Raw genomic sequence first — 13253 nt, forward strand, 5'->3', positions numbered from 1 at the left:
GGGCTCGTCGAAGCACTCGCTGGACACGGTCATCGCGCGCTCACGACGGAGGCTGTGCCGACCGTGATCGCGCCCGCGGCACCGAAGTGCAGACGGCGGAGAAGGATCTCGCCGGCCGCTGCGCGCTCCCGGTCGTAGACGACGGCGAGCTCACCGCTGGAGAGCTGCGTCGCATCGGGATACGTGACGACTTCTCGATCGTCGAGGAGCGTCCGTTCGCTCCAGGTCAACCCGTCATCGGAGGAGGTGAGCGCGCAGAGACCGGTGCGCTCGCTGTCGTGGGCGTTGCGCACGAGCATCAGCCGGCCGTCCTGCAGCCGGCGAAAGAACACGCGACTGGAGGTGTGCGGGTTGAATCCGCTGGGCCGCGCGATGGTCCAGTGCGCGCCGCCGTCCGGTGAGAACGACTCCGCGAGCCCGTCGAGGGTACGGATGAGCATCCAGAGGTCGCCCGAGCGCAATTCGACAATCATGTGCTCGTCGAAAGTGCGAATGGCCGACGGCACCTGGGCGCTCCCACGAAGCGCCCAGGTTTCGCCCTCGTCGGTCGATGCGTAGACGTTCGGGTCGCGGGGTTCGCCCAGTTCGCGGAGCGGTCCCTGCCCCCAGACAGACGCCGGAAGCAGCCAGGCGCCCGATGACAGCACGATGGGTTTGTTCATCGAGACGCCGTTCGTCAGTCGTCGTGGCTCCGACCAGGAGAGGTCGGCATCGGTGCCGGCGACCTGGCCGGCGGACGCATGCCTCGCCCAGACGCCGCCGGCTCCGTCGAACAGTTCCGCGATCGACTCGTCGGTCTGGTTCCAGAAGTGCCAGAGCCGTCCGCTCGGGTCCACCCAGAGTGTGGGATCGAAGACCCGCACTCCGCCCGGTCCCTCGATCTTCGCGATCCTGGTCCATGATGCGCCGTCGTCGGTACTGCGTTCCAGCACGGCGAAGTTGTCGGCGGACGGCTCCTTCGGGCCACCGGTGTACCACGTGACCCAGAGGGCTCCGTCGCCGGTCTGCGCCACCCCGGGGATGCCCTGCCACAGCACTGTCTCGCGGTCGGGACGGTCGGTGACGATCGGTGCGGGGAAGGTGATGATGTCGGTCATCGTTCTGGTCTCTCCCGGGTGCGGACGGTCAGGGTGGCAGAGCGGGTCCGCCGATCGAGGATCGACCATCGACCGGCGGACGCGGGTTCAGGAACGCCCGTCAGCCCTTGGCCCAGCTGTCGGTCCACGCGCCGTCGGCGGCGAGTTCCTTGGCTGTGTCGACCCACTGCTTGTGCATGTCGGCCAGTTGCTGGTCGAGGGACTTCGTTCCGGTGAGGTAACCGGTGTAGATGCCCTGGCCCGAGAGCGCCTTCGGAACGAACTGGGGATCGGGCACGGTCGGGCTGAGCGCCCACTCGCCCGCGGTGAGTCCTTCGAGCCCGGGCGCCGGGGCGGCCTTCGTCAGTGACGGGATGCCGCCGGTCTTGTTCAGCCACGGTTGTGCGCCTTCAGGACTGCTGACGTACTGCAGGAACTTGATGGTTGCGTCGAGCTTGGCGCCCCTGATGTACGAGGGGATCATGTAGCTCGTTCCACCGACAGTCGCGCCGAGGCGAGCCTTCTCGCCGGTCGAGAGCGGGCTGTCCTCCTTGGTGATGGTTGGGAACGGCATCGTGGCCCATTTCCACTGCGTGTCCGCGAGGTTGTTGGCGGAGAAGTTGGCGCCGAACGACATGGCCGCCTTGCCGGAGAGAAACTCCTGCCCTCCGGTGAACGCTGCGCCTGTGGAGGAGACGCCTGACCAGTTCTTGGTCGCGCATTCGTCGACGACCTTCTTGGCCAATTCGAGGCCGGCCCCGATCTCCGGCGCCTTCTCCGGAGTGAACTCGCCGGTCAGGATGGCCTTCGCGAAATCCTTCTTGGAGATCTGCGTGGACGAACCCGGGGTTCCGTCGGCGGCGAACTGGTTCAGCTGCTCGAAGTGCTTGGTGAGCAGCATCGACATGATCGGCTTGACCGTGCTGTTCTGCGCGATCCAACTGTTGTCGTACGCCAGGGGGGTGTATCCGGCCTGCTTCAGCTTGCCGCAGGCAGCGATGAGTTCTCCGTAGGTCGTGGGGGCCGCATCCACCCCGGCCTTCGCGAAGGCGTCCTTGTTGTAGTAGAGACCGAAGATGTAGAGATTGAACGGGATGAACTCGTAGTTGTTCGCCGCGTTCCGCGCTGCCGTTGCGTGCGGCCCGAAATAGTCCTGGGTGAAACCGTCGAGCCACCGCTTGCTTCCTGCGACGTAGGGATTCGGCTTGTCCAGGTACTTGTCGAGCGCAACGATCTGGTCGGGCTTGTGGGAGGTCTGCGAGAAGATCAGCTCCGGCGCAGTGCCGGCGGCGAGTTGCGTCGCGAGCGTCTGCTTGAACTCGGCGAGCGGCAGCACCGTCGTCTTGACCGTGATGGACGGTTCGCGCTTTTCGAAGCGCTTCACGAGATCTTCCCAGGCCGGTCCGAACGAGGCCGGATCACTGTTCCACTGGTTAGGGCCGGCGAGGGTGATCGTGATCTTTCCTGAGCTGTCGGTCGAGGGCTGTGAACAGGCGGCTGTCGACAGGAGGAGCGCCCCGGTCAACGCGGATGCGAGGCTCACTCTGAGGAAACGACCGTGATTCATGCCGTGCCTTTCTGGCGGTGTCGTTGTGGGGTGTGCTGCCGAACGGAGGCTTGGGTCGTGCCGGAGCGCAGGTCGTTCGGGGAAGGGCAGTATCAGTGGGAGCCCGGGAGTCCGCCCTGGACGCCGGCGAGGAAGTACTTGGACAGGAAGGTGAACAGCAGCAGGAGCGGCAGGCTCGCCAGCAGATAGCCTGCGAACATCGGGCCGTAGTCGGTGCCGGCTTGCCCCTGGAAGAAGATCAGGCCGACGCTCACCGTTTTGAGCTCGTTCTGGGTGATCGTGAGCAAGGGCCAGAAGAAGTCGTTCCACACCCCGATGACGGTGATCAGCGAGACGGTGCCGATGACCGGCAGGGAGAGCGGCATCATGATCGACCGGAACAGCCTCGCGGTGCCGGCGCCGTCGATCCGCGCAGCGTCGAAGATCTCTTGCGGGATGCCTTCGATGAACGTCTTCATGAGGATCGTTCCGAGCACGGAGCCGGCGGCGATGTGCGGGATGATCAGCACCCAGATCGTGTTCAGCATCCCGAGGTCGCGCATCATCACGAAGAGCGGGATGAGGCTGGCGATTCCGGGCACCATCATCAGGGCGATCACCAGAGTGAAGAAGAACGTTCTGCCGGGGAACTCGAACCGGGCCAGGACGAATCCGGCGAGCAGGCTGAGCGCGACGATGCCGACGATGGACGCTGCCGCCACGACGAGCGAGGTGATCATGTAGGGCTGGATCTGTCCCCACGCTGTCCCGTAGTTCTCGAGGTGCAGCGGCCAGGAGGGCAGCCAATAGTCTTTGGCGAACTGCTCGTTGGACTTCAGCGAGGTGCCGAAGACGAACAGGTAAGGCAGCAACCCGATCGTCGCCAGCACGGTGAGCGCGATGTAGATGCCGGTCTGGCGCGAGCGTCGCCGTTTCGGGGCCGGCGGCAGCGCCGCGGTGGTCGCGGTCGATGACGTGGCGTCGAGTGTGATCGAAGTCATCCTTGCTCACAGCCCCTTGACGTTCGTGGTGGAGTCTTTGCGGCGGAAGACCGCGACGATGGCGCTCAGGAGAACGGTGAGCGCGAACAACGTCGTCGAGAGCGTGGCGGCATATCCCCAGGCCTGACCGTCGTACGCCTGGCTGAGCATGTACAGCACCGGCACCATGGTGGCGTTGTCCGGGCCCCCGTGGGTCAAGACGTAGGCGACGAATCCGTATTGGAGCGTCTGGATGATGACGAGAATGACGAGTAGCTGCACCTGGCGGGCCATGAGAGGGATGTCGATGGCCCACAAGCGGCGGACGCGGCCGACGCCGTCGATCGCGCAGGCCTCGAAGATCTCTTTGGGAACGTTCTGCAGCGTCGAGTAGAAGATGAGGAACGGGAGCCCGGCCACGAAGGGGAACCCGATGAAGAGCAGGGCAAGCAGGGCGAGGCGCGAATCGCCGAGCCAGTTCTGGGCCAGATCGCCGAGCGCGAACCCGCGCAGGATCTCGTTGAGGACACCGGAGTTCGGCTGGTACAGGAACGACCAAACCAGTGCCGTCACGATCCCGGGAAACGCCATCGGAACGATGAGCAGGGTGCGGAAGACGAACTGTGCGCGCTGGCTTCGGAGTGAGACGAGCAGTTCGGCCGCGAGCAGCGGGAACACCCAGGTGACGATGCTGAAGGCGAAGATGATGCCGAGGTTGCCGAACGACTGCCACCAAACAGTGTCGCCGAACATCCGGATGTAGTTGTCGAAGCCGGTGAAGGTGGAGGTGAATCCCGGGTTCCAGTTCCAGAAGGAGTTCCAGATGCCGTTCAGCGCCGGATAGTACTGGAACACCAGCAGAGTGATCGCGAGCGGCGCCAGGGCACCATAGACGCCCCAGTGCGTCTTCTTGCGGCGGCTCTGCTTCTGTGGTCGTCCGCGTCGGATGGAGCTGGGTCCGTCCCGCGCGGAGAGGAGGTCCTCCTTCGACCGCAGATCTGCCATCAATCCTCCTTGTTCGAGTCAGCCAGCGCCGGGCCTCGACAGTGACCCTTGGCACTCGTCAACCTAGGTATTAGCATCTTAACTTGTCAACATGTCGGCGGCTGGCATCGGAGTAGAGACAATGACGTTCCTTCGCAAGATCCCCGAGCTTTCCTCCCTGCTGGCGATCGGGATGGCGACAGCCCTCGCCGCGGCGCCCCTCACGGCAGTGGCAGCAGCGCCGCCGCATCGAGCAGTTGCGGGCACCCGAAGCGGGCCGACAATCCCCACGCATCCGGGGCCGAAGAACGACGACTATTTCATCGGCGCGAACTACTTCGGCGGGTGGAAGAGCGGTCCCAACTTCCACTTCGACTACGCGAACGGCACGGATTGGCGACCCGACCATCCCGAGCTCGAACCGAAGTACGGGTGGTATGACGACAGTCAGCCAGTGATGGATCAGCAGATCAAAGACGCCAGCGCCAACGGCCTGGACTACTTCGTCTTCGACTGGTACCCGGAGCGGCCGACGATCAACGACGGCGGTGACCTCGGCGGGCTGCACACAGGGATGAACCTGTTCCGGACTTCGGCCGAGAAGAACCGGATGAAGTTCATGGTGAACTACATCGACGGCGGCCCGTTCAACATTGGCGCGCTGAGAACGCCGGGAATGACGCAGGCCCAGTACGAGGCGGTACGTGCGGCGGAATGGGACACCATCACTACCAAGTGGGTGCAGCTGTTCTCCGACCCTTCCTACGTCACCATCGACGGCAGTCCAGTCATCGAGATCTACGACGTGCAGCGGTTCACCACCGACTTCAGCACTGGAACGAGATCGGGACTCAGCCCGCACGAACTGGCGAAGATCCCGGAGGAGCGTGCGGTGATGCGGGCTGCGGTGGACGTGCTGAAGGCCAAGGCCGCGGCGGCGGGATTCCCGGACGTCATCATCGGTGGCGGTCTGCAGCAGCCGGGATGGTCGGGCGAGTACGTCAATGCGCACGACTACGACGGGCTCTACGACTTCTTCACCGCCTACGCCTGGCACGACATGAAACGGGTTCCGGCGGCGGACAACAGCTACTACAACCTGATCCGTGACAACCACGACTACGTGTGGAACTACTTCGCCAAGTACAAGAACCCGGCCGCCGACTACGTTCCGGTGATCACGCAGGGCTGGAACAACATCGTGCATCCGGACTATCCCAAGTGGTCGATCGACAAGACGCCCGAAGCGTTCGGCAACTCGTTGCGGGAGGCGAGGGCCTACCTCGACCAGCATCCGCAGACCAACCTCTCCACAGGCAGCTCCATCAAGATGGCAATCATCGGAAGCTGGAACGAGCTCTTCGAGGGGCACTACTTCATTCCGACGAAGGCCGACGGCGACGCGTATACGAGTCAGGTCGGCCGTGTCTTCGGGGCAACCGACACCGGCGCGGCGGCATCGGCTCGCGCCGCCAATCTGGTGGATGTGGTGACGGCGTATCTGAGCCGGCTCGACCGCAGGCTGGCCGACACCCCCGTCTCGTCGGACGAACACGCGACCCTCACCTCCGCCAAGGCTCCTGCTCAGCAGATCGTCGCCGCACTGGATGCGCCTGCGAGTCTGACGCAGGCGCTGACGAAAGTTGCGCCGCTGGTGAACGCACTGCCCGGCGCGCTGAGGGGTACTGCGCTGTCCAGCGGTGACCTCGGGCCCGTGCAGCGAGCCTGGTCCAGCCTTGTCGAGGCCGCTTTCGGGCTGACCGTCACCGCCTCTTCGTCCGACTACTCGGCGACCCATGGCGAGTCCGTCTCGCTTGGGGTCGACGTACAGGGGAGCGCCCCGGTGTCGAACCTCGCTTGGAAGGTGCGGTTCCCGTCCACGTGGCCGACCGCCGACATCCAGCTCGCCGGAAACCACCAGAACACGACCACGGTGGTGCCGCAGGCGGTGGGGGACGGCACGCTCTACAACGTGTCGGACATGTTCCCCGGCCCGAGCGACATGATCGGGAATCGGCAGGACCTCTCCGTTGACTACACCTTCACCGTGGGCGGTGTCGACGTGAGCGGATCGGTTCCGTTGCCGCTCACGGTGATCCGCGATCTGTCCTCCCGGATCATCAGGAACGGATTCGACGGCACCACCAACCGGCACTCGGTGTGGATCCATAACCAGACCGACCGGTCGATCTCGGGAACCCTCGCCCTTGCCTCCGTTCCTGGCGTCACGGCCACGGCCGACACCTCTGCGGTCACGCTCGCTCCGGATGAGCGGCGCGAGATCCCGGTCACCTTCGTGAACGAGACGGGAGCGGATGCCCAGATCGCCGCGACCTTCACTTGCGAAGGGAGGACGGTGTTGCTTGGAACCGCGGCGGTCAGCCCGAAAGAGATGTCGGTCACGACCGTGCCGACCCTCGACGGAACCGTGCGGTCCGACGGGATCGCGGAGGTGAACAACATCAAAGGCCGACTCCAGGTGGGCAACGCCGCGCGAGCCGACGGCACGAACACGGAGTACCGGCCGATCGTCTCGTTCGATCTGACGAGGTTGGCCGGCGGTGTGGTCACTCGTGTGATGCTCGACCTCACCGAATTCGAGTCCGGGAATCCGTCGGGAGTCGTGATCGAGCACCTCAATCCGCTGACCACCCTGAGTGCCGCGAACTTCTCAGCTGCGGCTCGGGCGACGGCACCCTTCCCCATCGAAGGCGCTCCCGCCGCGCCCGGAACGCACCGGCAGGTCGACGTCACGTCGTGGGTGCAGGCGGACCTCGCCGCGGGTCAGACGTTGAGCACGTTCCGCCTTCGGCTCGCTGTGGTCGCCCCGGCGACCACGTCGTACCGCGCGTTTCGTCCGACCGAGTACACCAGCGCCGACGACTCTGATGCGCCCCAGCTCAAGGTGGTCTTCGCGCCGTAGCAGAAGGCCGAGCTGGTGACCTCGCGTGCTCTCGACGGCAACGTCCGCTCTGCTGGGTCGCCGACCTGAACAACGCCAACGGCGGCCTGCAGGTGGGGAACGTCGCCCGCGCGGGCGACGGCGACACGGGCTCATCGCGGTGAACGCAATCGCCTATTGAGCTGGGTTCCTCGCCGGTCGCCGATGCGATCGGCGGGGAACAGCCGGGCCAGGATCCAGCACCCGACCGTGCAGATTGATCGTCACGGCGAGCACGACGCGTTCGGAGTTGTCCTCGTCGTGGCTGCCGATCCGCTTGTCGAGCAGGATCTCGGCCGCACGCTGTCCCATCTCGTACGACGGGACGGCGGCGGATGCGACGGTGAGCGGAAGGGCGTCGTACGGCCCCGCCTCGTCCATGCCGGCGAGTTCCATCTCCTCGGGGATGCGCACTCCAGAACGGTTCAGCTCGTTGGTCGCCGACGCCAGCACGAAGCCGTTGGCGCAGAGCAGCGCGGTCGGCTTGGCCTTCAGCATCTGCGCGAGCACGGACGATCCGGCGCGCGCGTTGAGGGGGACGTAGGAGCGGAGCGCCGTGAGCTCGCTGAGCACCGGTAGCCGGTGCTCCTGCAGCGCGCGCAGGTGGCCTGAGAGCCGGTCGCGCACCGAGGTGGCGGCGATTTCGCCCCACAGGGTGCCGATGCGGGTGTGACCGCGGCGGATGAGGGCCTGGGTGAGCTCGTAGCCGATGGCGAAGTCGTCGAGGAGCACCGCATCCATGGAGATCTCTGGCCAGTACCGATCAGCGAAGACAATCGGAACGTCGGCCCGGCGCAACCGGGAGACCGCCTCGTGGTCGGCCGCGCCTTCGACGGGGTAGATGATCACCCCATCGACGCCGCCCGCGCTCGCGCGTTGGAGCGCCTGGGATTGACGGTCTTCGCGACCGTGGGAGTCCGCGAGCAGGAGATGGAAGCCGCGCTCGGTGCAGACCGACTCGACGCCGCGCACGAAGTTGGAGACGTGTCCGCTCGTTAGGCTCGGTACGACGCAGAGGATGTTGTTCGCGGTGCCGTCGTTCTCGCGAGGTACAGTCGTCGTCTCAGCGACGAACGTGCCCTTACCGCGTCGCCGGGTTACGAGCCCCTCGACCTCGAGTTCGTTGAGCGCCCGTGCAGCGGTGAGCATGCTCACGTCGTAGATGTCGCAGATCTGCTGCTGTGTGACGAACGACTGGCCAGGGGTGTAGTCGCCCCCGATGATCTGAAGGCGCAGATCATCCTTGATCTGCTCGTACTTCGGCCTCGAACTGGACGACATCGGGCTCCCTCGACTACTGACAGGTCGGTCGGCTAATTAACATCATAAAGAACTGTGTCGATGACTTCCCGGACCGAGGACGGGGCCGCGGCCTGCCCGGTCGCGCATGGACCGGATCAGGCGTCCCTCGACTTCCGAGCCGTCGTCATGTACCGACCTATTCCCTGCCTTCTTGGAACGTTCGATGTCCATCGCACATGTCATGTTAACTATACAAGATGTCCAGCCTGTTTGATTGTTCAGCGGCCAGGTCAACGCTGCCCGGGTCGTAGCGCCGCCGGTGGCGGCCGTGGTCTCGGCGAACTCGGTGAAGCGTTCCTTCGCGACGGCTTCGGGTGGGCGCGGTGCAGCCGAGATCGAGGGCCTTGGCGACGCCCCATCGAGCCGCCGGTTCTGGCGCTCGACGGTCCCCTCGACCACCTCACCGGGTGGTCAGGCCCTCGCTGACAACGAGATACCGTCTCGTCCGCACCCGATGGGCACTTCTGCCGAATCGCCACGATCCGCGGCTCGAAATTGCCTTGCCGGTCCCACGGCACGTCGATGGTGCCCCTTGCCGACATCGGTCAGCAACAACCCACCCTCACAGGAGAGCCTTGTCGAGGGCAGGCTCGTCAATGCACACCATTTCCCTAGATCCACGCACGGGAGAACAGGACGTCGTACGGCCCGGCCGGCCGTACGTTCGGGTGGGCTGATTCGGCCTGTGTGAAGGTTTTGCGGATCGCCTCGAGGTACGCGAAGCCGTACAGGGGGCTGGGCGCGATGCTGTGGCCTTCACCGTATTCGGCGAAGTTGTCGACCAGGAGCATGCGTTCGGTGATCGAGCCGGTCTTGTTTCCTGCCACCCCGCCGAGGTAGGTGTCTCTGGCCCATTTGAGCACTTCTTCGAACTGCGGCGGCGTGTGTACGTAGAGAAACTTGCCAGGGGTGGCGGCGGGGTACCAGGAACGACTGTCCCAGCTGACCGACGGGCATGCGATCGCCTCGACGCCGTTGGCGGTCGCGAGATTCATGAAGCTTTGCAGGGCCGCGACGCCCTTGCCGATCCTGCTGTAGGCGGTCACGTAGTCCACGCCGGCTGCCGCCGACGGGGTCATGCTGGACGGCTCCGGGCCGCCGTTCAGGCCAACGATGAGCGGTGTGCCGACCCCGCGAGCGGCGACAGCGGTGCGGATATCAGCGAACAGCTGGTTGACCGCGGCGACCGACCCGAGAGGCGCGACGGCTGTCTGCCAGTTGAAGAAGAACAGCACCGGCTGACCGTTGACCCGCAGCGACGTCGGGTGCCTGAGGAAGGTCTCGACCCAATACGGAACCAGAGTGTTGACGATGTAGTCGTGAGGCTGGGCGCCGCACTGCGTGATCTCGAACGACACGTCCCAGATCAGCGCCTGCTTCACCTGTCCGGACGTTCCGCTGTGCATGAGGTAGTTGATGAGCCAACTGTTGGCGACGTACGGTGCCCCGGGAGCCTTGGCCCCGTAGGTGAAGTGAGTGATGAAGTCGATGCCGCTTTCGGCCATCCACTTCACCTGCCAGTCGACTACTTCTGGCTGCATGAGGTCGAAGTAGTAGCCGAGGTACGGGGTCTTGTCCGACGTCGAAAACTTGGTCCAGAGCCGTTGATTGCAGTTGTCGCCGATCGACCCGGCCCAGCTTTGAACGCCGATGAGGCCTGTCGACGTCGAGACCTTGTCGATCGTCGGCACCGTGCTGGGGAAGTAGGGCGCGACCCGCAGCAACCGTGTCTCGAGCCGCTCACCGGCCTCGCTCACGTGGAGCCGGAGCGAGTTGATCACGCTCGTCGAAGCCTGGATCGGCACGTCGGTGTTGGCCGCCTGTGCCACGCCGTTGACGTACGCCGTCATTGTGTGGTTCAGGAGGTCGATCCTGAACATGACGACATAGGGGATACCGGAGGCGAAACCCGACCAGGCCACCTCGTTGTGGGCGCCCACGCTGAACCGGATGTCGCCCGAGGAGACGGTCAGCGACGCCGCGAAGCCTTGATCGCCCAGCGCCGTGAACTGGGCGCCTCCCGACGTCTGGCCGAAGATGAGATGTGCCTCGATCTCGACGATGCCTTCCGCCTGATCGAACGGCCGCTCAACGTCGACGAGTCCGGTTGCCTGGGTTCCGCGGCTGAGAGTCAGTCCGTTGCGTCCTTCGACGGTCGCCGTCCCGTTCGTCTGCTGGGCCGTGTACTCGGCCGGAAGCTGACCAAGAGGCACGGTCATGAAGTCGTCGAAGAACGGCGCGATCTTGTAGATCCGGTTGCCTCCGAACAGCGTCAGCGCCTGGTTTCCTGTGACCTCGACGCTTGTCCCTGTCAAGCGCAGCGGATAGCTTCCTGGGATCTCGACATCCGTCGCGACCACGACGTTGTCGATCCACACGGTGAATTTGCGGGTCACCAGGTTGAGTTTCACGCGGACACCCCACCAGGTGGTGGCCGCGACAGGGATGAGCTGAAGCACCTGTCCACCTGGGGTCTGTGGATCCAGGTCGAGGACGAAGAAGCCCGCCTGGATGCCGAAGGCGATGGCGTCGCCGGCATCCGTCGACAGCCGCCATCGGGCACCGTCTGCCTGGGTATTCGTGACCGCGGCGAAGAACTCCCACTGCACGAGGCCGCTGTTGTCGATGGCAAGCGATCGCTCGACAGCGGTGCGACCGCCTAGTCCCTGGTGGACCAGTCCGAAGCCGCCCGCATAGATCTTGTACGGCGGAAGCGCTGCCGGTCGCTGGACGTAGACCCAGGTGAGACCGTCGTCCCGAACCTGCCCTTGAACGGTCCCGCCGCTCTCGTCGAACAGCCATCCGTTTGCCCAGCTCCCCATGGTGGAGTCGTGATAGCCCTCGAGCAGGTCACGGTTCTGCCCGCTCGTGTCGCCATCACTGCCGATGATCAGGCTCTGGACGTCAACGGCTCCAGAAGTGGACTGCTCTGCCGGGGCCAGCGCGACCTGGGTGATCGTCCCCGACCAGTACTGGTTTTGGCTGAGATCGACGCTGTACTCGCGAGATCCATCTCGCGGGTGGATGAGGAAGGCCTGGCTCTTCTTTTGGTCGAATGTCGGGTCAGCTGCTGTTTGCCAGTAGATCCGAGCCGACGTGGTGGGGGTGTCGTTGGCGAGCGTGACGACGGCGTACCGCGCAGTGGATGCGGCGAGCGAGAGCAGCGGTGAGGTCAATCGCGCGCCCTTCGCGTGCAGCTCGAGCCGAAAACTCCTGCTTGGACGGGCCTTCCGCATTCCCTTGCCGACTCTCCAGCCGGGGCTTCCGGTGCTGAAATTGGCCGCCCACGCGGTGGGCTGGGCGGAAGAGAACGAGATCGAGTCGAAGAGCTGCTGCCCTGAACTCGCACCGAGGGCCGGCTGGATCCTGACCTGGTCGATGTGGTTGGACGCAGACCATGAGGAAATCGCAGCGACGTTGATGGAGTACTCGCGGAACCGGCTGTCGTTGGCGACGATGTCGATGGTTGCCGAGCGGCCCGTACTGAATCCAGCGTCGTTCACGCCGCGCCACAGGAGGCGGAGCTGCGTCGCTGTAGTCTCGTTTCGCATTCGGACACGGATGCTCTGGACGACCGAGGTATCGAGCGCCAGACCCCGGCGGGAGTCCAGCGAAGCGTTGGTCGCGCTGAGGTCGAGACGAAGGGCTCCCCTCAGCGCGGTGACGGCGCAGCCGACCGGGTTGCTCCATCCCTCGGTTCCATACGCGAACTCGTACGTCCGCGTGCCGGGGGCGGGGTCGAAGGCGTGGAACGCGACGAGAACGACGCCGACGTTTCCGCTCGACGCCTCGGTCGCAGGCGCGAAGCGGACCTGGCGGATGGTACCGGTCCACTCGGTCTCGCCGCCGAGCTCGAGGACGTATTCGACGTAGTCGGACGAGTCATGGTGGGTCTCGAACTCGACCACCCGCGTAGTGTCGAAGGCAGGCGAGGCATCGGTCGTCCAGCTGAGGGTGGCCGTGGCGCTCGTAGTGGGGTTGTTCATCACGACGCGGATCTGCGTGAACACGGCGGCGTCGAGGTCCAGGGGCGTTTCGCTGTCGAACGAGGCATCCAGAGTGGTGAGCGCCAGGTCGAGGTGATGATCGGCCAGGGTCGGCGTGCATCCGGCGAAGCCGTTCCAGCCGGCGTACTGGTCCAAGCTGTTGTAGAAGCGGTATTCCAGCGCCTCAAGCCGCGGCTCCGGCGCGGTCATCGCGGCACCAAGGTCTACCGCCGCGCTCGCGGTTCGGGGTGGCGCCAGGTTCGCGTCCACTACCCCTAGCGCAGTTGCGGCGCCGATGATCGTCATGCTCCTGAGCACCGTTCGGCGCGAGATCGCGTGTTGGCTTCCCATCGACATCCGTGCCTCCTGTGGATCGATTCAGTTTTGTGCCGGTAAAGCTAGGGCTGCGCACCACACGCGTCAAGAACTTGTCACGCC

General features: G+C 64.9%; 7 protein-coding genes. 1 reads left to right on the forward strand and 6 read right to left on the reverse strand.

What is annotated here, in order from left to right; all coding sequences use genetic code 11:
• Positions 1-29 precede the first annotated feature (29 nt).
• From JOF29_RS34400 to JOF29_RS34415, 4 genes are all read right to left on the reverse strand, one after another.
• Positions 30-1097 (reverse strand): sialidase family protein, encoded by a 1068-nt coding sequence (locus JOF29_RS34400; RefSeq protein WP_209698537.1) that lies wholly within the window; start codon positions 1095-1097, stop codon positions 30-32.
• A 100-nt stretch (positions 1098-1197) separates the two neighbouring features.
• Positions 1198-2643 carry an ABC transporter substrate-binding protein gene (locus JOF29_RS34405; protein ID WP_245359730.1) on the reverse strand — a complete coding sequence of 482 codons (1446 nt, stop codon included), beginning with the start codon at positions 2641-2643 and terminating at the stop codon, positions 1198-1200.
• 92 nt (positions 2644-2735) lie between these two features.
• The gene (locus tag JOF29_RS34410; RefSeq protein WP_209698539.1) at positions 2736-3623 is read right to left on the reverse strand and encodes a carbohydrate ABC transporter permease; all 888 of its coding nucleotides are present in this window, start codon (positions 3621-3623) and stop codon (positions 2736-2738) included.
• A gap of 6 nt (positions 3624-3629) precedes the next feature.
• A complete protein-coding gene (locus tag JOF29_RS34415) occupies positions 3630-4607 on the reverse strand; it encodes a carbohydrate ABC transporter permease (RefSeq protein ID WP_209698540.1) in 978 nt (325 codons plus the stop codon).
• Positions 4608-4728: 121 nt separating this feature from the next.
• Between JOF29_RS34415 and JOF29_RS34420 the strand changes: the two genes are divergently transcribed.
• Positions 4729-7509 (forward strand): glycoside hydrolase family 71/99 protein, encoded by a 2781-nt coding sequence (locus tag JOF29_RS34420; RefSeq protein WP_209698541.1) that lies wholly within the window; start codon positions 4729-4731, stop codon positions 7507-7509.
• Between the two features lie 153 nt (positions 7510-7662).
• Here the strand turns inward: JOF29_RS34420 and JOF29_RS34425 are convergent, their stop codons facing one another.
• Together JOF29_RS34425 and JOF29_RS34430 are read right to left on the reverse strand one after the other, a co-directional pair.
• Positions 7663-8808, reverse strand: coding sequence for a GntR family transcriptional regulator (locus tag JOF29_RS34425; RefSeq protein WP_209698542.1), 1146 nt, complete (start codon positions 8806-8808; stop codon positions 7663-7665).
• A 632-nt stretch (positions 8809-9440) separates the two neighbouring features.
• Positions 9441-13121 carry a glycoside hydrolase family 71/99 protein gene (locus JOF29_RS34430; protein ID WP_209698543.1) on the reverse strand — a complete coding sequence of 1227 codons (3681 nt, stop codon included), beginning with the start codon at positions 13119-13121 and terminating at the stop codon, positions 9441-9443.
• Positions 13122-13253 lie beyond the last annotated feature (132 nt).

Origin of the sequence: Kribbella aluminosa (genome assembly GCF_017876295.1) — a bacterium.
GTDB classification, from domain to species: domain Bacteria; phylum Actinomycetota; class Actinomycetes; order Propionibacteriales; family Kribbellaceae; genus Kribbella; species Kribbella aluminosa.

Bases quoted from the DNA above. Each gene is read 5' to 3' on its own strand.
- JOF29_RS34400 (WP_209698537.1), bottom strand. From the start codon at position 1,097: ATGACCGACATCATCACCTTCCCCGCACCGATCGTCACCGACCGTCCC.
- JOF29_RS34405 (WP_245359730.1), bottom strand. From the start codon at position 2,643: ATGAATCACGGTCGTTTCCTCAGAGTGAGCCTCGCATCCGCGTTGACC.
- JOF29_RS34410 (WP_209698539.1), bottom strand. From the start codon at position 3,623: ATGACTTCGATCACACTCGACGCCACGTCATCGACCGCGACCACCGCG.
- JOF29_RS34415 (WP_209698540.1), bottom strand. From the start codon at position 4,607: ATGGCAGATCTGCGGTCGAAGGAGGACCTCCTCTCCGCGCGGGACGGA.
- JOF29_RS34420 (WP_209698541.1), top strand. From the start codon at position 4,729: ATGACGTTCCTTCGCAAGATCCCCGAGCTTTCCTCCCTGCTGGCGATC.
- JOF29_RS34425 (WP_209698542.1), bottom strand. From the start codon at position 8,808: ATGTCGTCCAGTTCGAGGCCGAAGTACGAGCAGATCAAGGATGATCTG.
- JOF29_RS34430 (WP_209698543.1), bottom strand. From the start codon at position 13,121: ATGACGATCATCGGCGCCGCAACTGCGCTAGGGGTAGTGGACGCGAAC.